Genomic DNA, 22,021 nt, shown 5'->3' with positions numbered 1-22,021 from the left:
ATCTTCTCCATCGTGTATGAACTCTTGTAACCTTAAAGGTTTCTTCAGCATACACGCAATTTCAACTAATTCTTTATCAAGAATAAACCACAGCTTTATTAAAATTGAACCCAAATCCATTTTGCTATTACAAATAAAATAATTAGTGCAATAAGGATTCATTGGTAGATCTTCATAGATACTTAATTTTTCAATGTAACCATATTATCTAATACCGTCATTAACGAGGAATGAAAGAAAAAAGCGCGCTTGCGCGTGCTTAGAAACGGCTTCTTTTACACAGCCATAGCTATGTGATCTTAGGTATCTGATGATTGCCTTTACTTGGATTACGCTTCTGACCGAACCGAATGACCGTCTCGATGAATAATAAATTAGGAATCCAGCACAGCCATGCCACGACCTGATAAGAGGGAATAAAGCTGCCAGCGTAAAGAATCAGTAATACGGGGAGCCAGAGCCTCAGCGTTACGGCAGCAAAAGTGAGAGCATAGCTCCGCAGCATCCATTCCTTGTGTGCCTGGATATCGTTGCGTACTGCTATTTTGTTCACACTGATCCAAGTGGCGGTCACCCACAGCGCATCGAGCAATAGAAAACCGAGTCCCGCCGCCCACCCGCCTGTCGCATATAGAGATAAAAATATACTGACGAGTCCGCTAATCGAAACGGATAAAACGTACGTGTAGCCGAGCCTACGGTGCCTCTTGACCCGCTTCAGGCCAGCAGGCTTTAAGAACAGTTGGAACGGACCGATCACAAGAGCCAAGACGGCAGAGATGATATGAGCATACAGGACATAGACCCACGGCTCTAGATGGAAATCAGGCTTTCTAAGCTTGATGGAGACAAAGCTGGCATCTTTGGCACTAAAAAAACCGTATTGGATTAAGGCATAGGCGCATATGCCAAAAGCCAAAACAAAGACAATAATGCGGATTGTGATTTTACCCAACGTTACTCCCTCCTCTATCCCTGTCGATACACCTTTACTTTGCCCGAAATACTTGAATTTTCCCATTGGTTGTAGACAAGAGCATCGTGTGGGAACCCGTTCCCATCGTGCTCGAATGTTTACCATTCCCGTCGATTTGCCATTGGCGTCTCCACCTATGCTGCCGTTCGAGGTTTTCGCTTGGATAGTAACGTTTGGCTCCCCGGATAGGGTCATTTTAATAGTTCCGTTCGATGTATTGCATTCCCAGTCTTCGTTTACGACAGAGTTGGCTTGTATATGACCATTGGATGTTCTCGCAAATACCGAGCCGGCGATGCTTCCAAGCGTAATAGTACCGTTACTTGTGTCCATATGAGCGGATCCTTCAATCTTTGTCATTTCTATGGAGCCGTTAGAGGTTTTAGCTTTGACATTGCCCTCGACTTGTTGGACGGCGATGGGCCCATTGAGAGTTTTCATATCCATGTCGGCTTTCATATGGATGACTTCGATTGCCCCGTTGCTCGTGCTTACTTTCGTTAACAAGACTTGGGGAACTTGGACATTCAAGTACGGCGATCTTGGGGATTTGCGGAACCAATCGAACAGACTGAATTTGTGGCTTAAATACGGCTGCTCCAGCGTGAGCACCAATCGGTCCCCGGATGTCCGAATTTTCCAGTTTGCGGCAATCGCTTTGTCCGCCGCCGACTGCGACCACTCCTTTGTCACTAATTGACCCGTATACGAAAGTACTTGTTCAGTTGTCCCGGTAATGCTGACTTTCCCGTCAGGAATTTGTATCTCAACTTGCTTGATCGTGCCGTCCACCTGAACCTGTCCATGGACTGGACTGCTGAACACCGGTTGCCAAGGAAGCATAAACTGCGCTAGGTTGATCACCAACACGATTATTAACAGCATTATGCTTCCCATGCCAAATGTCACCCGCTGCCCTGTCTTGGACTGAATGTTCAAACCTCGTAGGATCTCTATTCCAAATACGATAAGAAGAGATGGGCCCATATATTGAAAAAGCTGAAGCGAGACTATATCCATCCATCTCATCAGGATCAGAATACCTGTCGCTATCAATCCGAGTGATAAGGTCAAAGTACCTATTTTTCCTGTTTTCACATTAAGATCCCCTTTCTTGCTCCTAACATGTTTCACTCTGCCTACTTTTTGCCGACATGCTTACCGATTTGCCAGACTCCGAATCCAATCATCACGAGAGCTAGTAGGATGCTGCTTGTAGTCTCCTGAAGCAACCAGTACCATACTTCGGGAAGAAGTATCCGACTTAATACAACAATGCCGAGCATAATCGATCCGATGCCTATCCACAGGGGAGGAATGGCATTTTCTTTGTACAAAGTCTGAATCGGGTCATCATCCAACCGGGTCGGATATGGCGATATTCCATCGTCTTCAACCCCGATTCGTGGTTCGCGGCCAGGATCGAGCCCATAATGATTCAAAGTGTCACCTTCTGCAGCGCGTCAAATAACCCGTAAAACCAAATCACCGCTAGTACAAACGGAAACACCATGGGAAACGGTGGAATTAGCGAAATACAAGCAAACCCTCCGATTAAAAACTGCAATCCCCGTTTGTTCAGTCCCAGATACAAATGCCCGACCCCTGGAATGAAGGATAACAAGAAGGTTATTATTTTGTTTGTCCCAACCATTGCGACAACTCCCTTTTCCGATTATGGAGCTGAATCATAGCGATCCAGTAACACAAGCTTTTCCGACATGTGATTGATCGTGTGAGAAATATTCACGCCCACATGCTCGAACACCCCGAAGTAAAATAACCCGAACGCCAACGAAGCAGCGATTCCGTAGTGGTATAGAACGGTAAACTTCGAGAAGCCCAACTTTTTTACAGGAGGTCGGCTTTCGATTCGCTCCATGACGGCGGACACCAAATTGAGCTCCGGTATCTTCTGGTCCTCTTCCATCCAAAGTTGCAGCATGCCCAGCACTTCCTCGTGCCAAAGACGGCAGGATGGACAAGTGTCAAGATGTTCTGTTAGAAGAATGGAGAGCCCAGGCATCGTCTTGTCGACGGCAAAGGCTGCCATGTGTTTTTGCGCTTCTTCGCACCTCATAATAACCCCTCCCCCCTTTCCCGCATCATTCGCCGCGCTCTATATAATTGGGATTCGACTGTTTTGATTGGCAACCGGGTTCGATTGGCTATATCCTGATAGGAGCAATGATGAAGATAGTACAACCGAACTACAGTACGGTAAGGCTCTTGAAGCTCTTCGATCATCCGGTGAAGCTTTTCGTTCCGCTCTTTATCCAGCAGTTCGTGTTCAGGCGTTTGCCAGGTGACCGTGTCTTGTTCAGTCAGATTAGCATCCGAACGGTGCAGCCGGTCCCGAACTCTTGCTCGACGCCAATCCAGACATTTCCGAACCGTAATTTGGTAAAGCCATGTGGAGAACGAAGACTGCTCACGGTAAGAAGGAAGGGCTTGATAAGCCTGTATGAATACCTCTTGAGCCAAATCTTCTGCTGAGAAACGGTCGTCTGTCATTTTCAGGCATACACGGTATACCATACTTTGGTATCGCAAGACTAATTCGGCGTAGGACTCTCGGTGACCGGCGATAACTGCCCGTATATATTCCAGATCCTCCAGACCACTCGCCTCCTCTGTCTCTCCATACAATTAGACGTTTCCTGCAGTCGTTCCACTGCAACATTTTTGTTTATTAATGGAAAGAGCGCACCCTTAAGAGATACTGTGGATGACAAGAAGGCCAGGGTTGCTTGAGATATACCTATTAATTTTGAAAATTCCATTTGATTTAAAACGGTTTGTTTTTCTAATTAATCTAATTCGATTACCCGACGAAAATTGCATTATGCTCGTATCCTTTCAATATAAAAAAGAAAGTACCGATGTGTAATTTCTCATCGGGACTTTCTCAAAGAGGTCATTTTCCTATATTCTTTACTACTTTCCGACTTTATTTTATAGGAACATTTTTTTACGTGAAGCTAGAACCTCGTCCCTAGAGTTAAAGTGCATAGCACAAATAAAAGGCATACTCGCTCAAATACTCAATGGAGTATGCCTTTTTTTATTAAAGCAATTAACTTTATGTAGGATTAATTTCTTTTTCTTAATCTTAAGTTTAATTATTTTTTCTATCTCTTTACGAATCGTACTTATCTAACAGTTTATTATTTATGAGCAAACTCAGTTCTTCTTCAGAAATATATGTAGCGTTTGCGAATATTTGCTCCTACGGATTTTATATACTCACATACATATTGATATTAATCGGTCCCAATCATTTCTCTGATTGGAACCCGTCCAATGATTAGTTAAAACTTAAGGACAATACTTTATTGTTATTTTTCAATAAGAACAGCACTTTATTGTTCAGAACAATACATTATTGATTCCCTGCCATAGAGTAGACTTAACAAAAACACTCATAAACAATTCCATTCGATTCAATTAATGCCCATAAATATACAAACAATCTATATGGCGTAGTTAAGACCTATCCTTAATCTTTTCCTCTCAACAAACGATACATGTTAAAAAATTTCTCTTTTATTTAATGTTCCAATCTCTTGCTAACATCCCATAAATATCATGATCTACAAAATGATCATATAGCCATTCAGCTTCTCTCACAGTTCCTTCATTTTTAAAACCTAATCTTTCAGGAATTGCTCTGCTTTTTGAGTTTTCAACTGCACATCTAATTTCTACCCTATTCAGCCCTAATTCAGTAAAAGCATGATTTATTAATGCTACACAGGCTTTAGTCATTAGTCCATTACCTTGAAATTGTTCACCTAGCCAGTAACCTATGCTAGTTTTTTTGTTAGACCAATCCACGTTATGGAATCCAATTACACCTGCAAAATTCCCCTTGTACCAAATTCCAGTCTCAAATCCATTGTTTGAAGAAATTTTCTTAATGTCATTTCTATGAAAACTTTGAATCATCAACTTTGCTTGTCAAGTCAACCCATGGAAGCCATTCCCTTAGATATATTCTGGAAGAGTCAGATAATGTAAATAAATCCTCTGAATCCTCATATGTAAGTAATTTCAAGTATGTATCATTATCGATTTGATGCTTAAACATTATTTCTCCACCTCTTTATTTAAAATGAAATCCATGTTTTATTTAACTAATCCTAAATATCGTTCTGCTTGAAAGCCATCAACAGGATAACCATCTATCGTTAAAGAATTATTATAAAATTCCCCAAATGAACAGTTCATACAAATCAAAATTTCCCTAGAACTTATAGAATCATTCTCCCATAGTTCATCATGGAATACATAACCAATTTGTAAGTTATCCAAATCTAATACAATCATATCGCCATTCAGCCCTGAACCAATAATCAACAACCTTTCGTCAATACACCTTTTATTTTCATCGTAAAGGTTGTTATCTGCAAATTCATTCACTTTATCAAAGCAGACATTTTTGAATCGTAATAGTTGGTTATAGGAAAAGTGGTTCAAAAATTCAATTGACCTTTTTAGGGATTTTATAAGTTGTTAAGAACGATGCCGTTTTTTCTGATAGTGTTTCCCTTCTTAAACCGATAGGCGAGAGTTTTTCTACCGCTGTTTCAAATAGTTCACTATTCAACTATATACCCCTCCACAAAGTTGCTCTTTTAATTAATCAAGTTCAACTAAATATTTAAGAAATTCACCAAACGTATCAGAGCATTTGTTGACTTCCTCTAAGTCTATGCCTATGAAGGGTACTTCTAAAATTGACCATAGAACTAAATAAGATTGACCCACGTTTCCTTTAGCACCATTGGATTTACCATAAAACCAGTATAATCCTTAGGAAGTTTCACCTTTAATTGATTTCCTGTTTTAAGGATCAACTCCATGTTTGTAGAAGGATTTAATCCTAGATCTTTAATAAAGTAGTTAAATTCCTTCTGCTCCTGTCTAATTTTACTCCCACATAAAATTAATAAAATCAATTTCCTCCAGTATCCTTGGAGAAACTTTTTTTCTCTTATAATCTACTACTACAATCTCTCCCAATTTACTTGGAAAATGCGATAATGCTGTGCTGCTTCTCAGGATAGCCAAATAATTACCATCTGGCGAAAATCTAATAATCGAACTATTCCCCTTATATTTCCATTGATCATGTGTTTCTAAATCCTTAATAAGTAATTGCTCACGATCAATATGATATGCAACATACTTATTATCACTTGAACTAATAAAATCATTTGCTTCTATTTGTAAAATCAACGATATTACTCCACTTTCTATATTTATACGATTAATATTATGGTGTTTGAAAAACAAAAGAGAATTACCGTCTTTATCCCAACTTATCGTACTATATCCATCAATATCATCTAAAATAGGTTTAGAGGTTTGAGTTGATCTATCAAATAAAATTAACTTTTTATCCTTAATAAAGCTTATTTCATTTTTTTCGGGTACATATTTAACATAATCAGGCTTTGAAACCCATACAATATTCGTCAGAATATTTTTATTTCTGTCAAATTCTTTTATCATGTTATCTACACCATCAAAAACGAGCGATCTTTTCCCATCACCGCTCATATCTAAAAAAGTATAGCTAGATATTTGCTTTGAATATCCATCCTTAAGAGAAACTGCAAATGTCCCTTTACTTAAGATATGAGAACATGGATCATTATCAAAAATCAATTCTCCAGTTAAGTTATTCCGATCCAGCGTCTTAAGTTGATTAAAAAATATATAAAATAAAATGGAGACTATAGATATAACAAATAATATTAACAGCGATTTCAATAACCTTGTCATAAAAAACACAACCAATCACATAAAATCCTGCATTTCTAAGCACCACTCATCAAATTTTTTTCAATTTTATGAATGATAGCTGCTTTCCTCCTTGATTCAAAGCAAAAAAATGGGTTAGCCCAATCTTCGTTTTTTATCAGGACTAACAAATAATTACCTTCGACACTACACTCTGGATACCAACCTAAATCAACCGTAATGTTATCCTTTTGAAGTTGTAATAAGTCCTCAGTAAAGCTCCAGCGAATTGGTGAATCTTCTTCAAGAAAATGATCTGGTTCTGCTTCATCGAACATATTCCAATTCACTTTCCATCCTGTGGGGATTCGTAATGGTTGCCATAGAGAATTCTCCGTTCTGAACCATTCCTGTTTCATAACTTTAATAAAATCATTCTTTCATTTAACACTTAATTATTTTTGAGTATACAATAACCTTATATTTACTTTCCGGTTCATTTGCCTCATCTTCTGATTCAACAACTTCATTAATAGTAATACCATCAAAATATGCTTTTTCTTGATATTGCAAAAGCACTTCCTGTAAGTTATTTACATTGATCAGTGTACATCCAAAGGGCAATTCGAAACCCTCATAGTAGGAAACCACAGATACCCTTATTGCAGGTATTTGATAATCTCCCCAGATGTAAAAAACAAAGCATTTTCCTTTGTAATACTTGTTTAAATATGCAGACCATGACGTTTCAACAAAACTAAATACCTGTTCTAAATCACTTATTAAAATATTCTTTTTCTTAATCAATTTGTTTAGCTTTTGTATAGTGTAAACATTATAAATAGCTTCCGCATTATATTGTTCTCTGTCATTAGAAAACAGTAAATTGGGTTGCCCTGCTATTTCCAAAATTTCATTATAAGCTTTAATTCCCTTATTCCTTAGAAAGGAAATCATTTTACTATCACTTCTTTCAGTATTTTTCTTTTTTCCGTTGATGATAATTGAAAATTTCTCATTCTTTAATCATTTGGTTTCACATGTGCTCATCCTCCACTACTTTTCCATGAAGTATCTAGTAAATTGAACAATCACAAAAACAACTGCACAAAGGATCAACGCTTTTTCAATTAGGTTCAAAATCTTAACAGCAATAGATTTTACATTTGTCCATGATGTTGAGTCTTCTCCAAAAGAACGATTTAATAGCAATGACAAGGGATATACAAAACATGTAAAAAGGAAAAATACAATTTTAATAAACCAGACATGATCGAAAAAGACTATTAAGTGAGCCAAGTCATACCAATGATAACCTTGTTCGTTAGTCATATTGATTCACCTTCAATTAAAATTCAAGTTCAAATGATAGATACAGTTGCAATTTTCCTTCCATTCCATACCTTAACTTAAAACTATCCCATGCGATTTGTCGCATATGGTAAGCAAATCTTACCTAACAACTACTTCTGGGATTCATTTCATCCTATATTAAAATTTTCGTGTATGCTTGACAAAGAAGCCACAGAGGGGCAATTCTGGGCTTCCATTTTATGCTTACCCTTTACAACACTTAGATTAAATTGGAGTTTCATGTAAGAAAAGAATATGTCACCCTAAATAAAAACATCATACTTATTTTATAGTGTTTAAGTGTTGTACAGGGCTGCAAATTCAATTACATTATTATCTTGGTCTAATATATAAATTTGTGAAAATCCTGCTGGGCTATTTGGCTCAGCTTCATATTGTATTCCAACTTCCTCTAACCATTGTAATGTTTTACTGTAACTTTTAGTCCAGATAGCAAAATGGCCTTCTAATGAATTTATTCTTCTTTCACGAAGTGTTTCACTTTTGGGGTTTTCTACTACATGAAGTTGCTGATCGCCTATAGCATACCATACACCTTTTGATTCAAATGAGGGACGCTTTAACTCTTTAAATTTAAGAATCTCAGAATAAAACTTTTTCGTTTTTTCCAAATCTCTAGTAGCAATTGTTACATGATGTATTCGTTCTATTTCAATCATTTGTATGTCATCTCCAAGGCAAATGTTTTTTGTTGAAACTCTTTTAATGCCCAACTCATTACTATCTATTTTTATCCTATCTAAGGACTACCCTTTCCAAGGAGTTCAATTACTTCACTATACTGGCTGTTAAGGCCTTCTCGAATTTCGTTTTGAAACTTACTTTTGAAAAGGGATTACCAAAGAGAACTGAAAATACAAGAAATCCAATAATAATAAAAACTAAACCAATTCCTATAAAACTAATTTCTCTAATTTTCATTTTCATATGCTTCTCCCAATGTTCCCTGCCCGTTTAATCCCAGAATCACACCTTCGTGGCCTATGCCCATGAGATACTTATTTTCATACTAAATTCTACAAAGGTCCCAGGTCCAATAAAATCCATGTTTTATCTAATCTATTCTGTATGTAAAGTACAGCCTTCCAATTTGATTTTAATATCACCTGCATTAGCTATCTCAACAATAGTCAGGCTTGTATCTTTGATATATGGAGGTTCCCATAACTTTTCGAGAGGTAACTTTTTAAAGTAGGATAATATTGCTTTTATTACTACTGTATGTGTTACAACTAAGACACTCCCTTCTTTGTTTTCAAGCAGAATCTTATCAAACACGCAAATTACCCTATCCATAAGCGTATCAAAACTTTCTCCGCTACAAGGCTTAAAAAGGTGTGGCATTTCCCAAAACGCCTGGTATTCATTTGGGTAATTATCTTTTATAACTGTTTGTGTCTTACCTTCCCAATCACCCATATTTATCTCTTTTAAGTTGTCGTTAAGAATTATTGGTATATCTCTCCCACCACAAATCAGTTCAGAAGTTTTTGCAGTCCTCCTGCTTGGACTTGAATATATTGCTGTAAGATTCACATCTTTCAAACGATTACCAAGAGAAATAGCATTATCTGTCCCTTTTTGAGTTAACTCAGAATCTGACCAACCCTGCATTCTATTTTGAATATTCCATTCAGTTTCGCCATGACGTGTTATATATAAAGTTAACATTAACTATGATTACCTCTTTCGGGAATGTGATAAAATCACATGTGATGATGATATGCAATTATTTCTGGTTCGTTCTCTAAGTTTATCGCCCACATTTGATCAGAACTTGAGCTACCCAAAAAGAAGTAGTTAGTATATTTAAGATTAGGGTAGTATTCCTTGTACTCATTCCAAAATAATTATTCATTTCTAACATAGCATATGCATCATTACTGTATTTTAATGGAATTAGGTAGGCTGACTGGCTAAATCCTTCTCTGAAACTATCGAAGTACAGATATAGCTCTTTGGCAATTTATAGTTCGATGACCATTTCAATACCAGCAATAATCTCTCCATCTTCTCTTTGTATTTTCCTAATTCCGAATGGTTTAAAACCAAGCTTTGTATAAAAGAACAATGCTCTTGGGTTTGTATGATGACAAACAAGTTGGAGTTTAGGCATGTTGAGTTCATTTTTTGCTATGTTCATCATTGAACGAATCAGGTACTCAGATGCACCTGTTCCACGATAATTTGTTGCTACAACAACATTTCCTAACCAACAGCAAACACCTTCTTCTCTACCATAGAAATTTGCATAAGCAACTACAATTTTGTTGATATCCATGACAACCGTAGGTTTTTCTCTTGTTGTTAATGAATTTTCAATTTGCTCAGGGGTTAAAGGAAAATTTGCTTTGGGGAACATATAAAATAGTTCCTCCTCATTTTGAGGAAAGGTACAAATAATAGGGAAATCCACTGCTTCTACATGACGCAAACTATACATTGCTTTCACTCCAGTTTAACTAGTTTTAAATAAATTCCTTGTTTTATTTAATAATAAGCTACCACTATCATAATTGGGCAACCCAATAATTCTCCTATATATTCCATGTTATTTTCGTTAAGTTCGTCTTTGGGGTTCATTATTTCAATTGAAAAACGTGAAAAACCTGCGTTCCACTTATATTCCAATTCATTTAAGTATGTATCCTTGTTACAGCAATCTGTAACTACGCTTAAATTGTGAAAAGAAGTTTCAGAAGCCTTGTCCATTTCTTCACTCCACCAATCTAGCGTAATAATGTTTGAACAGAATGGACAGCTAACATTTTCAAAATTTCCACCTTGGTCAATAAAGCGAACTTCATCAGTCAAAATATATTCTGTTTTATTGTTACTTACATTGGTTGCTATCCACTCTTTTAATTGTGATAATTTGGTGTCATCTGGGACAAATTCAGGGTCTTTAGGTATTAACTTAATCACCACTGCTGACATGGAGAACATTCCCTTTCGACGTTTGCTCTTTTACTCAGTACAATTCAATTTGGATTCAAAGTCTACTTGCTCTGCAACGATTTCAAGTGAAGCGTTATCTTCTTCATCCCAGTTAGTAAAGAAAATTTACGGAAAAGTTCGTTCTCTTTCATTTCACTAATGGCATGAAGCATCATTCCGATTGGTCTAGCAATCGCTCCAAATAATGCAGAACCAATCTATGCTGCAAAGAAAATCATGGAAAAAACACTTAAAATCTTGACTACTGGAGGTACAAACAAAGCAATCAACTCCGCTCAATTCATTTCCATTAAAATTCCATTTAAATCATTATATCATTAATTTACAAAGAAAAAGCTACCCATTTTGGATAGCATCTTATATGCTAATAGTTATGATTTACGAATGACAAAGGTTATGCAATCACTTTTAAGCAGCACAAGGCGTTCATCCCTAACAATTTCAAACGATAGCTGTTTCACATGAATATTCAATTCTTCCCATCCCGCATAACTCTTTTTAAGAATGCTCATACAATGCTCTGTAGACATGTCAACCTCAATCATTGGTTCTAATTCTTCATTACTTTCAATATCAATTTCTTCAACATTCGTATTGATAATAATACAATTAATCCCTTTATCCTTAGTACCTATTGCCATCTGTGACAAAACTCCCACTAAATGTTCCTCTGAGTTCAAATGTTCTAGACTTGAAACAGCTATTATGTAATCAAAAGTATTAGGTTCAATGGCGTATTCCCCAATATCTGATTCTTCTGTAATAATTGCTTCCAGTACACCACATTCATAACTATAACTTTTCAATTTGTTTAGTGCGGAATCCAGCAGATCAACACAATATACCCTACCATTCTGTTCTTTAATCTTTTGTGCAATTGGAATGCTATTCCTGCCTACACCACAGCCAAGATCAAGAACACTCACATTATCTTTACCCACAAAATGAGTCATTAAATCCATTACTGTCTTGACTGGCTTATGTAACCAAGAACCTTCTTCAAACAGCTTGTAATTTTCGTAACAATGGTCATGGTACTTCTTTTCCTCATGACGGATATGTTCAATTCTGTTCATAAAGCACCTTCAATCTTTCCAATTCTCTTAACGCAAGATAATATTCAAACTCCAAATACCTACCCTGAAACTCTTTACATTGCTCCAAATGCTCAATGTAACCTTGTTCATCGCCATCCTTAAGATTCTTTACAGCAATCCAAAATTCATATTTACAACTGTCTCTAATTGCCATGATTGGTTGACTGCATACTCCATTAAGCAAGTCCTGCTTTGTAATTTCTCCAAGGAGAAAGAGAGCAATTGGGTGTTTTCTTTTCTTTAGATACCGCACAGCTAATTCCTCTAACTTTCTATCCTTCAATCAAACCCCAGCATAAAACAGTAATGCAGGTACATTTACGATATTCGAAGTATAAAGCTTAGGAGCACGTCCTAGTTTCCAGTATTCAACCGCTTCTGAATAACGTTTCATCATCCAACAAGCAATTCCTGCCTTGATGAAATTTGTATCACCTTTATATTCATCTAAATCTTCAACAATTAATGAGTATTTAAGTGCTGTTTCATAATTTTTAAGCAGGAATGCAGCAATCACAGCACTCCTCAAATTAATTGTTCTCTTGGTTTCCTCATACTGCGTCACTAGCATATCAAAAGCTTCTTGAAATTTGCCACCTTGAATTAAGTTCCAACCTGAATCCACTAATGAACAACTCCTAACCTTTCACTTAATGGTTTACTCGCAGTATCCAAAATCTGAATTACAATCAGCCGCGGAGAATTTTTCATATGAAATCTATTAAATTGCGTAGCCATAAATAAAACTTCTCTTTAATTAGTGAGCAAGGTTAAGGATTAAAATCTGGCTCTTCGCTCTACTGGGTGGGTGTAGATTGTATGCAATCTTTTGTTATTTCTTCCAAGTGAATTGTCATATGGATAACCACCCATAGCTAAAATGAAATTCAAGTCAGCCAATGCCTTTAGCTCATCAGGTTTCAACTCAAATCCCATCTGCCCCAAATTCGACCGTATGCTAAAAAATATGTATCCCATTATCCTCTGGATTATGAAATATGATTTTGTTGGCTCTTTCGTCGCCTTCCAACTTAGTGTTATCTTCCATAAGGTATACGGAGCAATCCCTCCAAATAATGCAAAACCAATCAATGCTGCAAAGAAAATCATGGCAAAACATTAAAAATCTTGACTTCTGGAGGTACAAACAAAGCAATCAACTTCACTCAATTCATTTCCCTTAAAATTCCATTTAAATCATTATATCATCAATCTACAAAGAAAAAGCTACCCATTTTGGGTAGCATTTTATAGGCAAATAACTATGATCTACGAACGACAAAGGTTTACAATCACTTTTAAGCCGCACAGGTCGTTCGGCCCTAACAATTACAAACTCTAGTTCTTCATTACTTTCCTTTGTCTCAAGTAAGTGAATGGCCTCATCATACGTGCGCGCTAAAACAAAGCCTTCAGGACAATCACGTAAATCATCTACGTATAGATTAATTTGATTATTCATATCTCACCCCCATGAAATGGTTTATTATTTTCTGAATATGTTAACAACATTGGCGAAATGAACATACAAACACCTCAATGTAATTGTACAATGAGGTTTATTAATGCTTTAGGATATTAAGGGAAAAGTAAAGCAGAAAATTTCTAAGAGTAGACATTCACTTAATAAATTTATGATAATACAATATTCTTGAGGCAAAATATTCAATTGGGGTGATTTCATGGCAGTTGTGAAAGCAAGGGATCAGGATGTGGCGATGTTAGCCCGATTACTTCGTGCTGAAGCAGAAGGTGAAGGGGAAATGGGCATGTTGCTTGTAGGTAATGTTGGTGTGAATCGAATTAGAGCCAATTGTTCAGATTTTAAAGGGATTCGTACAATACCGCAAATGATCAACCAGCCACACGCCTTTGAAGCTTTGCTACATGGACAATATTACCAAAAAGCTAGGGAACGTGAAAAACGTTTAGCACGTAGGGCTATTAATGGAGAAAGACATGCACCTGCTGAATTTAGTTTATGGTACTTTAGACCAAAAGGAGATTGTCCTCCAACTTGGTACAACCAACCTTTAGTAGATCGCTATAAACTCCACTGCTTTTACCAACCAACCGTTACAGAATGTAGTAATGTTTTTAATACTTTCTAACTTTTACTGTTAATCAGAGCAGCATCGGCATAGCCCCTGTTGTTTTTTTATTTAAATTAGCTCATAAAATACATCCTTTCAATGTAATTCTTCAATTTGAAACTTCCCATCCACCAAACTTACTTGATACAGTTCGTCAAACCCTTCATCTATTACTGGTTTTTGTAGTTTGCTTATTGTACTCTTAATTGCAACTTGAGGAACTTTTTCTTTACCTTCTCGTTCATCGTTCCTAATTATTGAATCCTCGTAACTAGGCTCAAAGTAATAGCCAGTTACTTTAAAACCTGAATGTCTAGCACTTTTAATATACTTAATACGTTCTTCACTTGTTGGATTGGTATTATCGACAACAAAAGGTTGTTTACCATCAATGCAAGCAGTGACAAAGATATTTTCCCTGTATCTTGTTTTAAGCATATCTAAATTGATTCTAATATGTGTGTTAAAGAATTTCTGTTTGTAAAAAGTCGATTTACCTGAAGCTTGAATTCCAATAAAAATAACGCATTCCACAATTACTCACCCTTATCTAAAAATACAAATTCGTTTATGTAATCTCTATTCTGTGAAAATATCGGAGTTTCATGATCAACATCCCACTTAGTCCTTTGCGTTTCGCCTTTGAAATACTGCTGCTTAGTGATACAAACTCCTCGTTTCTGCCATACAGGTAGATCGTTCCAATTAATACCCTTCTCTAAAAACAGTTTATCTTGAAGTTGCTTTCCAGTGAGACCTTGCAACTGTTTATGTGGGAAGTTTGCTTGTGCCACCATTGAAATACTATTTTTTGTAGCGTCTTGCTGCCTCCATAAGAAATAATTTGTTACTTCATCATGTGGAAGCACCCATGCCCTACTATCGAAAGTTGCCAGAGGTTTATCGGGATAATGTGGTTTAATTACCTCGTTGAATTTCGCTGTTGCCATCGATGCAGATACAGAGACCATTTTTTGAATATTATTTTCGAACCATGATTGAGTTGTTAATTTATCATAATTCGTAAGCAGGATTGATATTTCATCACTTTGCTGATATACAATTTTGCAACCCATTATGTTTTGAGCGAGGAACTTGCAGGTTTCCCATAAGGCATTTGTTAGTGTTTCATCAAAAGGCTTTTTCATTCCTCTTGTGAAGGTGTGGAAGTGACAACCATCAATTCTTAATATCACTGGAAGTCTACGCGGCAAACTGTTTCTAAAAGCATTTTCATATTCCTTCATTCTGTTGCCAAAATCATCTTTCTTCATATCTATTCATTTCCCTTTCCTTTAAAAGAATTGTTTTATTTTGAACTGCAAAAAGTTATTAACAAAGATGATCGATAAATATATGGGTAAGAATTAAATATTTCTACATTCGTTAATTAGACCACCGTAACAGGTGATCTGCTTTATTTGTGTATCAATAAATTGATACATGGGAGCGCGAATAGTGGGGAGCAATAGGGATAATGGAATGTAAAAAAGAACCACCTTGACTGGTGATTCCAATTTGTTAATATGAAGGAACGTCTATGTCCGATAAATTCAGTGAACAAAGGAGGTGCAAATATCACACGTTTATCGCTATCACACGTAAAAATTTATCGGAATCTCATTGGCAAGTCTACGATAAATTTACACACACTAAAATCAACTTATATAATCAAATTCCCCTTACCGCTCAAAGATTCTATCACTCTCAAGAAACCTTATGCTCAATTCTTAATTTATCCGCAACCATCGCGATAAATTCCGAGTTCGTCGGCTTCGACTTCGAAATATTGATCGTGTAACCAAAGATAAACGAAATCGAATCGATGTTGCCGCGCGTCCAGGCGACTTCAATAGCATGGCGAATGGCTCGTTCAACGCGGCTAGGCGTAGTTTTGTATTTCTCAGCGATAGCAGGGTACAAAGTTTTCGTAATGGCTCCGAGGATTTCGATATTGTTATAGACCATTGTGATGGCTCGCGAAGATATTGATATCCTTTAATATGTGCAGGAACGCCAATTTCATGTATGATGCTGGTGATATTTGCGTCTAAATTTTTTCCTTTTGGCATGTGGACAACGTTGGCGCGTGAATTCGATGTTGTTGCATGAATTTGGCTTGTACCCACAAGTTGACGGATGCGATTCGTCAGTGTCTCCATGTCAAATGGTTTTAATATGTAGTAGGAAGCTCCAAGTTGTACGGCTTTTTGAGTGATGTTTTCTTGCCCAAATGCAGTTAGCATAATGATTTTCGGTTGCGTAGGAAGGTTCATTTCCCGCATTTTCTCAAGCACACCTAGTCCATCAAGATGAGGCATAATGATATCTAAAATGAGCACATCCGGCAATTCACGTTGTTGTTCAATAAATCGAAGAACTTCGTTACCGTTGTATGCCACCCCGACAATTTCCATATCCTCTTGCTCACCAATAAACTCTGACAATAAATGGGTAAACTCACGATTGTCATCTGCTAGTAACACCTGAATTTTTTGCAACTTTAAATCCTCCTTTAGCTACTCATACAAGTTGGTAATTTTTCTCATAAATAAAGATATTCGACACCCCAACTTAAATTCCTTCTGTCGAATATTATTTTTCTTTTCTTTTATTTAACTTCTTATATAATAGTATATTTATCTTGCGATTCCAACATTTTTCGACAATAATGATCTAAATTGAGTTCAACATGTAGAATGAGGTTAATACAATATAAAAAATCAAAGGCTGTTAACTCGCCTTTGATTCTTGGGAAGAAGTAGGTCGCAAGACAATACCTGAATCTTGAAGCATCCATTCAATGAAACAGCCATAACCGCTTGTCGGATCGTTTACAAATACATGAGTCACTGCACCGATCAGTTTGCCGTTTTGGATGATGGGACTGCCGCTCATCCCTTGCACAATACCGCCCGTTTTGTCCAACAACCTAGGATCGGTAATTTTAATGACCATCCCTTTGGTACCGGGAAAATCTTGCTTGGAAACATGTACGACTTGAATATCAAATTTCTCAACCTTTTGCCCTTCCACAACGGTATAAATTTGTGCGGGACCTTCTTTCACTTCTTCTGCGAAAGCAACCGGAATCGCTTCTTTATCCAAGCTATGGTCAGGAGCTGCGTACATTTTGCCAAAGATACCAAAGGCCGTATTTTTCTCAATATTACCTATTACTTTACTGTCCTTATAAAGGGTTGCATGCTTTTCCCCTGGATCGCCATTATGGCTCTTAGAAATCGAAGTGACATTAGAATAGACAATATCCCCATCGCCAACAATAATAGGTGTTTGTGTATCCATGTCGGTAATGACATGGCCGAGAGCCCCGTAGACACCCTGATCAGGTGCGTAGAAGGTTAATGTACCCACACCCGCGGCAGAGTCACGGATATACAGGCCTAGCCGATAAGACTTATCCACAACATCGTAGACAGGTTGAAGCTTCATTTGCAATTCTTCATTGTTTCTAAGAATTTTCAACTCGAGAGGTGTACCACTCTCCCCTGATTTAGCGACGAGATCGGCCACTTTGCTTACATCCTTAGAATCTTTGCCATTAATTTTCATGATGAGATCACCTACTTGAATTTTCGCTTCTTCTCCAGGCGAACTTTCTGGTCTGGCGCAACCGTTACGAGATGATGTCCAACAACCAGAATACCGGCAGACTTGATTTTCACACCGATTGTTTGACCACCTGGAATTACCTTTAGATCCGGAACGACATTCACTTTCACCGTCTTAAAGGGAATAGCGCCAAAAAGCTTGAGCTTCATCTCTGTCTGACCGGAACGATCGGACTGCAAGGAGATGGGTTCATTGAGATTAACTTGAAATGAGTGCTGGGCATTGCCGTTCACTTTCACAATATCCGTATCTTTGACCGTTATTTGGGCATTAACCGGCATTGTTAATTGCAACTGCTTCCCTTGGCCGCTAAATAAACGAAGTTCTTGGGGGAAGGAGGCAAAGCTTTGAAAAGGCGGAGACAAACTTACCATACAAACGAAGAAGACGAGCAATAATCCAATCAATCTTCTTTTCCTTTTGCTGGAATGCAATATCCTCACGCTCCCTCACACTTCCTAAAGCCCTGACGAAAGTAGTCGTCAAATGCGTACTTATAAGTTAACCCCACTCCCCCTGTTTTATAACTGAAAATGATGACTATCTATACTTTCATACCCTTAATTTCTTATTTCTTGCCATGGCAAGCATTTCCCCTGCATGATGCAGCGTCGTTTCCGTCACTTCAACACCGCCGAGCATCCGAGCAAGCTCCTGTACACGTTCAGCATCAGGCATATCTCTAACTCGGGTGAACGTTCTTTCATGATCAACTTCTTTATGTATATAGAAATGAACATCCGCGAAGCTGGCCACCTGAGGCAAATGTGTAATTGAGAAAACTTGGCAGCTTGTTGAGAGTACAGACATCTTCTCGGCAATGGCTTGTGCCGCTCTTCCGCTGACTCCTGTATCCACTTCATCAAAGACGAGAACAGGAATTTGATCAATGCGCGCAAAGATCGTTTTCATGGCTAGCATGATCCGGGAGAGTTCTCCGCCAGAGGCGATTTTACTTAAGCCACGCAATGGTTCGCCCGGATTCGGAGCCATCATGAATTCAATGTAATCCACACCCTGACGAGAGAAGCGAACCTTCTTTCCTTCCACTTCAATCCCTCGTTCGTCTAGAATTTGCTCGACTTGTACGCGAAATTGTGTGCGTTCCATCTGCAGATCTCTCAGCTCATGCTCGATTTGCGCTGCTAATTGATGAGCGATACCTTTGCGTAGCGTAGAAAGATTCAACGCAGCTGCGCTAAGCTTTTTCTCCTCTAAGGCAAGTTTATCTTCCAGATTACGAATATGTTCATCTTTATTTTCGATCGTATCGACTTCTTTTTTGATTTTCTCTAAATAGGCGAGCATCTCTTGTATATTCTCTCCATATTTTCGACGAAGAGACGTCAAAGTATCCAATCTTTGCTCAATAAAATCCAAACGTGATGGATTGAACTCGATTTCATCTCGATAATCCCTTAGCTGATAAGCGGCATCCTCCATCTGATAAAACGCCGATTGTGCTTGCTCTAACAAAGGGGTGAGCTTTACGGGATCTAACTGCACGATATCTTGTATTCTAGCTACCGCTTTGCCCGCCGCGTCTAAACCTCGATTGGTTGCATAAAGGAAATCATACGCTTCCGATGAACTCTGATACAGCTTTTCTGCATTAGAAAGCTTGCGTTTCTCTTCGGCTAATTTTTCATCTTCCCCAACCTTAAGCTTCGCGGCTGAAATTTCATCGATTTGGAAACGATATAAATCTAGCATCTGCAAAGCTTGCTTACTTGTCTCTTGCAAGTCACGTAATTCTTTCTGTAATTTGATATAGTGATCATAGGAGGCCTGATAGGTTTTCTTTGCAGTTTCAATCTCAGAATCCCCAAATAAATCTAGCGAATGAATGTGTTCCTCGACGTTGAGTAAAGACTGGTGCTCATGCTGCCCATGAATATTTACTAGCCATTCGCCTGTTTGGCGCAGCATCGTCAGATTGACTAGCTGTCCATTAATTCTACTGGAACTTTTTCCTGTTGCTGTAATTTCTCTGCGAATGACTAAGTGTTCATTGGAATCTGCCTGTATGCCTAACTCTGTAAGCGTATGCCATACTGGATGCGTTGTGGGTAACTCAAACATAGCTTCGATCTCAGCTTTGTCTGTGCCGTATCGAACCAACTCGGAAGAGCCTCGGCCACCGACGATGAGTGTGAGTGCATCAATAATGATCGATTTACCTGCACCAGTCTCCCCTGTGAGGACATGAAAACCTGTTTTGAAACGGATATGTACGTGTTCGATGACGGCCAAATTACGAATCGAAAGTTCTGTAAGCATGTGCTCCTCCTACTCCTGGCATTAAGATAATAAAGACATAACTTCACTGACGAAAGAAACACTATTGTCTTTGCCGCGGCAAATCACAAGAATGGTGTCATCTCCGCAGATCGTCCCCATCACACCGCTCCATTCCAAATTATCAATCAGAGCGCATATGGTATTGGCAGTGCCTGGGAGACATTTCATAACAACAAGGTTATCTGTATAATCGATACTTACAAAATGGTCGCTTAGCGCTCTACGAAGCCTTTGCATAGGGTTAAAACGCTGATCTGCAGGCATTGAATACTTATATCTGCCATCATCAAGAGGTACCTTAATCAGGTGAAGCTCCTTAATGTCCCGGGATACGGTTGCCTGTGTAACATGGAAACTGGCCGCCCGCAAGGATTCCACCAATTCATCCTGTGTCTCGATTTCATGGTTGGAAATGATTTCTCTGATTTTCACATGTCGTTGACCTTTCATGCTTACACCTCTATATGAAATGTGATTTTTTTGATTTTGTTAAGTGCCATATCTACATATAATACACCAGCAGCATCGGGGTACAATAATCGATACGGTAAAAGCCGTTCACGTACAGAGCTTCCGGTCATTTCAAGCGGTTTCCGCTCATTGGCAAGCTTAACAAGATAGATAAGCTGATCTTTCTCAGCAAAATAATCAATGAACAATCGACTTTCCAACTGTTCCCGATCATTAATGGTCATGGTTATGGGTATTTTGGTTTTACCGGCCAATACATCAAAGCCAGCACCTTCTAATAGCTCTACAACATCATCCTGTGGCAAGTCCGCTTGCCTAGGTATAAATGACCTAAGTTTCGATGGTTGATTGAGCCATCTTCCTATGCGTGTAAGGATAAAGCCAACAACAACTATTAGAATTAGCAAAATGACTGTGACATCGCCTTGTTCCATGCCCCTCACCTCGCCATAGTATTCGCGAATTCACTCAGAAAATCCTTTTTCTTAAGCAAAAAACCCATCTCTGGGCCGCAAATTCGGACGTAAAGATGAGTTTATTTGCCATGGAGCTTCTGCGCTTCTTTCACAACATCTTGAATGACGGATTGTAAGGAAGCTTCTTCGGCTAAAGACGAGTCTTCTTCATTACTTGACCAATAGGCAAGGAATTCAATATTCCCTTCGCCCCCCGTAATCGGAGAATAAGTCAGCCCTTTTAGACGGAAACCAAGCTCCTGTGCAAAAGAAAGCACAGTGGTTAATACTTCTTCGTGCACATCGGGATCACGGACAACACCAGATTTCCCGACTTTCTCCCGACCAGCCTCAAATTGTGGCTTAATGAGCGCAACAACATGCCCTTGTTTCAATAAAATTTCTTTGAGCGGTGGCAGAATAATGCGCAGTGAAATAAAGGAGACATCAATCGATGCAAATGTCGGTCTTGGACCTGGAAGATCCTCTGCCTTCGTAAAGCGGAAATTCGTTCTCTCCATGACGTGAACACGCTCATCATTGCGAAGCGACCAATCCAATTGATTGTAACCAACATCTACAGCATACACGGAGGAAGCGCCATTTTGGAGCGCACAATCCGTAAATCCGCCAGTGGACGCACCAATATCAATCATAACGGCGCCAGTTACATCAATCTCGAACTTTTTAAGCGCCTTCTCCAGCTTCAGACCGCCTCTGCTTACATAAGGGTGAAGAGCCCCTTTGACTTTAAGTACTGCCGAGCGGCTGATCTTCGTTCCCGCTTTATCGACGGGTTCCTCATTAGCAAAAACAAGGCCAGCCATAATGGCGGCCTTTGCTTTTTCCCTGCTTTCAAAATAGCCTTGTTCAAGAAGCAATATATCTAATCGTTCTTTATCAGATGACATGTGA

At 38.3% G+C, this 22,021-nt stretch carries 27 protein-coding genes and 3 pseudogenes; 1 reads left to right on the top strand and 29 read right to left on the bottom strand.

Features of this window, described 5'->3' with window-relative positions:
- Positions 1-289: 289 nt before the first annotated feature.
- The 21 genes and pseudogenes from FU659_RS13790 to FU659_RS13700 form a co-directional block, all read right to left on the bottom strand.
- Positions 290-2,074 (bottom strand): DUF2306 domain-containing protein, encoded by a 1,785-nt coding sequence (locus FU659_RS13790; protein WP_147948108.1) that lies wholly within the window; start codon positions 2,072-2,074, stop codon positions 290-292.
- A gap of 41 nt (positions 2,075-2,115) precedes the next feature.
- Entirely contained in the window at positions 2,116-2,418 is a 303-nt protein-coding gene (locus FU659_RS13785) for a hypothetical protein (RefSeq protein WP_147948107.1), read from the bottom strand.
- On the bottom strand, positions 2,415-2,630 hold the full coding sequence (locus tag FU659_RS13780; RefSeq protein WP_147948106.1) for a hypothetical protein: 216 nt from the start codon (positions 2,628-2,630) through the stop codon (positions 2,415-2,417). Before FU659_RS13780 ends, FU659_RS13785 begins: the two co-directional genes overlap by 4 nt.
- A gap of 21 nt (positions 2,631-2,651) precedes the next feature.
- Positions 2,652-3,056 carry a zf-HC2 domain-containing protein gene (locus FU659_RS13775; protein WP_147948105.1) on the bottom strand — a complete coding sequence of 135 codons (405 nt, stop codon included), beginning with the start codon at positions 3,054-3,056 and terminating at the stop codon, positions 2,652-2,654.
- Positions 3,053-3,625, bottom strand: coding sequence for an RNA polymerase sigma factor (locus tag FU659_RS13770; protein WP_147948104.1), 573 nt, complete (start codon positions 3,623-3,625; stop codon positions 3,053-3,055). The genes FU659_RS13775 and FU659_RS13770 overlap by 4 nt, the downstream gene beginning before the upstream one ends.
- Before the next feature lie 897 nt (positions 3,626-4,522).
- A pseudogene (locus tag FU659_RS13765) lies at positions 4,523-5,066 on the bottom strand (GNAT family N-acetyltransferase).
- 38 nt (positions 5,067-5,104) lie between these two features.
- Positions 5,105-5,398, bottom strand: coding sequence for a hypothetical protein (locus FU659_RS13760; RefSeq protein ID WP_187274138.1), 294 nt, complete (start codon positions 5,396-5,398; stop codon positions 5,105-5,107).
- Between the two features lie 61 nt (positions 5,399-5,459).
- A complete protein-coding gene (locus FU659_RS37145) occupies positions 5,460-5,585 on the bottom strand; it encodes a hypothetical protein (protein WP_261807814.1) in 126 nt (41 codons plus the stop codon).
- A 323-nt stretch (positions 5,586-5,908) separates the two neighbouring features.
- Entirely contained in the window at positions 5,909-6,649 is a 741-nt protein-coding gene (locus tag FU659_RS13755; RefSeq protein WP_222708544.1) for a hypothetical protein, read from the bottom strand.
- A 152-nt stretch (positions 6,650-6,801) separates the two neighbouring features.
- Positions 6,802-7,143 carry a hypothetical protein gene (locus FU659_RS13750; RefSeq protein WP_187274137.1) on the bottom strand — a complete coding sequence of 114 codons (342 nt, stop codon included), beginning with the start codon at positions 7,141-7,143 and terminating at the stop codon, positions 6,802-6,804.
- Positions 7,144-7,168: 25 nt separating this feature from the next.
- On the bottom strand, positions 7,169-7,681 hold the full coding sequence (locus FU659_RS13745; RefSeq protein WP_147948100.1) for a hypothetical protein: 513 nt from the start codon (positions 7,679-7,681) through the stop codon (positions 7,169-7,171).
- A 99-nt stretch (positions 7,682-7,780) separates the two neighbouring features.
- Positions 7,781-8,056 carry a hypothetical protein gene (locus FU659_RS13740; protein ID WP_147948099.1) on the bottom strand — a complete coding sequence of 92 codons (276 nt, stop codon included), beginning with the start codon at positions 8,054-8,056 and terminating at the stop codon, positions 7,781-7,783.
- 317 nt (positions 8,057-8,373) lie between these two features.
- Entirely contained in the window at positions 8,374-8,757 is a 384-nt protein-coding gene (locus FU659_RS13735; protein ID WP_147948098.1) for a VOC family protein, read from the bottom strand.
- A gap of 400 nt (positions 8,758-9,157) precedes the next feature.
- Positions 9,158-9,769 (bottom strand): histidine phosphatase family protein, encoded by a 612-nt coding sequence (locus tag FU659_RS13730; RefSeq protein WP_147948097.1) that lies wholly within the window; start codon positions 9,767-9,769, stop codon positions 9,158-9,160.
- Between the two features lie 295 nt (positions 9,770-10,064).
- Positions 10,065-10,541 (bottom strand): GNAT family N-acetyltransferase, encoded by a 477-nt coding sequence (locus FU659_RS13725; protein ID WP_147948096.1) that lies wholly within the window; start codon positions 10,539-10,541, stop codon positions 10,065-10,067.
- A gap of 47 nt (positions 10,542-10,588) precedes the next feature.
- A complete protein-coding gene (locus tag FU659_RS13720; protein WP_147948095.1) occupies positions 10,589-11,035 on the bottom strand; it encodes a hypothetical protein in 447 nt (148 codons plus the stop codon).
- Between the two features lie 392 nt (positions 11,036-11,427).
- Positions 11,428-12,132, bottom strand: coding sequence for a class I SAM-dependent methyltransferase (locus tag FU659_RS13715; RefSeq protein ID WP_147948094.1), 705 nt, complete (start codon positions 12,130-12,132; stop codon positions 11,428-11,430).
- A complete protein-coding gene (locus FU659_RS13710; RefSeq protein ID WP_147948093.1) occupies positions 12,119-12,436 on the bottom strand; it encodes a hypothetical protein in 318 nt (105 codons plus the stop codon). Before FU659_RS13710 ends, FU659_RS13715 begins: the two co-directional genes overlap by 14 nt.
- On the bottom strand, positions 12,437-12,778 hold the full coding sequence (locus FU659_RS13705) for a hypothetical protein (protein WP_147948092.1): 342 nt from the start codon (positions 12,776-12,778) through the stop codon (positions 12,437-12,439). It abuts the gene before it with no gap.
- 152 nt (positions 12,779-12,930) lie between these two features.
- Positions 12,931-13,263 carry a DUF6199 family natural product biosynthesis protein gene (locus tag FU659_RS38805; RefSeq protein ID WP_397355687.1) on the bottom strand — a complete coding sequence of 111 codons (333 nt, stop codon included), beginning with the start codon at positions 13,261-13,263 and terminating at the stop codon, positions 12,931-12,933.
- Between the two features lie 103 nt (positions 13,264-13,366).
- Positions 13,367-13,615 carry a cyclic-phosphate processing receiver domain-containing protein gene (locus FU659_RS13700; RefSeq protein WP_147948091.1) on the bottom strand — a complete coding sequence of 83 codons (249 nt, stop codon included), beginning with the start codon at positions 13,613-13,615 and terminating at the stop codon, positions 13,367-13,369.
- 220 nt (positions 13,616-13,835) lie between these two features.
- Between FU659_RS13700 and FU659_RS13695 the strand changes: the two genes are divergently transcribed.
- The gene (locus FU659_RS13695) at positions 13,836-14,264 is read left to right on the top strand and encodes a cell wall hydrolase (protein ID WP_147948090.1); all 429 of its coding nucleotides are present in this window, start codon (positions 13,836-13,838) and stop codon (positions 14,262-14,264) included.
- A gap of 78 nt (positions 14,265-14,342) precedes the next feature.
- On the opposite strand, the gene FU659_RS13690 is transcribed toward FU659_RS13695, so the two are convergent.
- From FU659_RS13690 to FU659_RS13655, 8 genes and pseudogenes are all read right to left on the bottom strand, one after another.
- Complete coding sequence (locus FU659_RS13690) at positions 14,343-14,780, bottom strand: AAA family ATPase (protein WP_147948089.1); 438 nt, start codon at positions 14,778-14,780, stop codon at positions 14,343-14,345.
- A 2-nt stretch (positions 14,781-14,782) separates the two neighbouring features.
- Entirely contained in the window at positions 14,783-15,520 is a 738-nt protein-coding gene (locus tag FU659_RS13685) for a tRNA(His) guanylyltransferase Thg1 family protein (RefSeq protein WP_147948088.1), read from the bottom strand.
- Positions 15,521-15,953: 433 nt separating this feature from the next.
- Positions 15,954-16,747 (bottom strand): annotated as a pseudogene (gene spo0A, locus FU659_RS13680) (sporulation transcription factor Spo0A).
- A gap of 232 nt (positions 16,748-16,979) precedes the next feature.
- Positions 16,980-18,253: pseudogene (spoIVB, locus tag FU659_RS13675) on the bottom strand (SpoIVB peptidase).
- A 178-nt stretch (positions 18,254-18,431) separates the two neighbouring features.
- Complete coding sequence (recN, locus tag FU659_RS13670; protein WP_147948087.1) at positions 18,432-20,159, bottom strand: DNA repair protein RecN; 1,728 nt, start codon at positions 20,157-20,159, stop codon at positions 18,432-18,434.
- 21 nt (positions 20,160-20,180) lie between these two features.
- Positions 20,181-20,630, bottom strand: a complete 450-nt coding sequence (gene ahrC / locus FU659_RS13665) for a transcriptional regulator AhrC/ArgR (protein ID WP_147948086.1) — start codon at positions 20,628-20,630, stop codon at positions 20,181-20,183.
- 2 nt (positions 20,631-20,632) lie between these two features.
- On the bottom strand, positions 20,633-21,085 hold the full coding sequence (locus FU659_RS13660) for a hypothetical protein (RefSeq protein ID WP_147948085.1): 453 nt from the start codon (positions 21,083-21,085) through the stop codon (positions 20,633-20,635).
- 101 nt (positions 21,086-21,186) lie between these two features.
- Complete coding sequence (locus FU659_RS13655; RefSeq protein WP_147948084.1) at positions 21,187-22,017, bottom strand: TlyA family RNA methyltransferase; 831 nt, start codon at positions 22,015-22,017, stop codon at positions 21,187-21,189.
- Positions 22,018-22,021: the final 4 nt, after the last annotated feature.

The organism is Paenibacillus sp. N3.4, assembly GCF_008017805.1.
Taxonomy (GTDB): Bacteria; Bacillota; Bacilli; order Paenibacillales; family NBRC-103111; genus Paenibacillus_E.
This window is presented reverse-complemented; position numbering and strand designations above follow the sequence as displayed.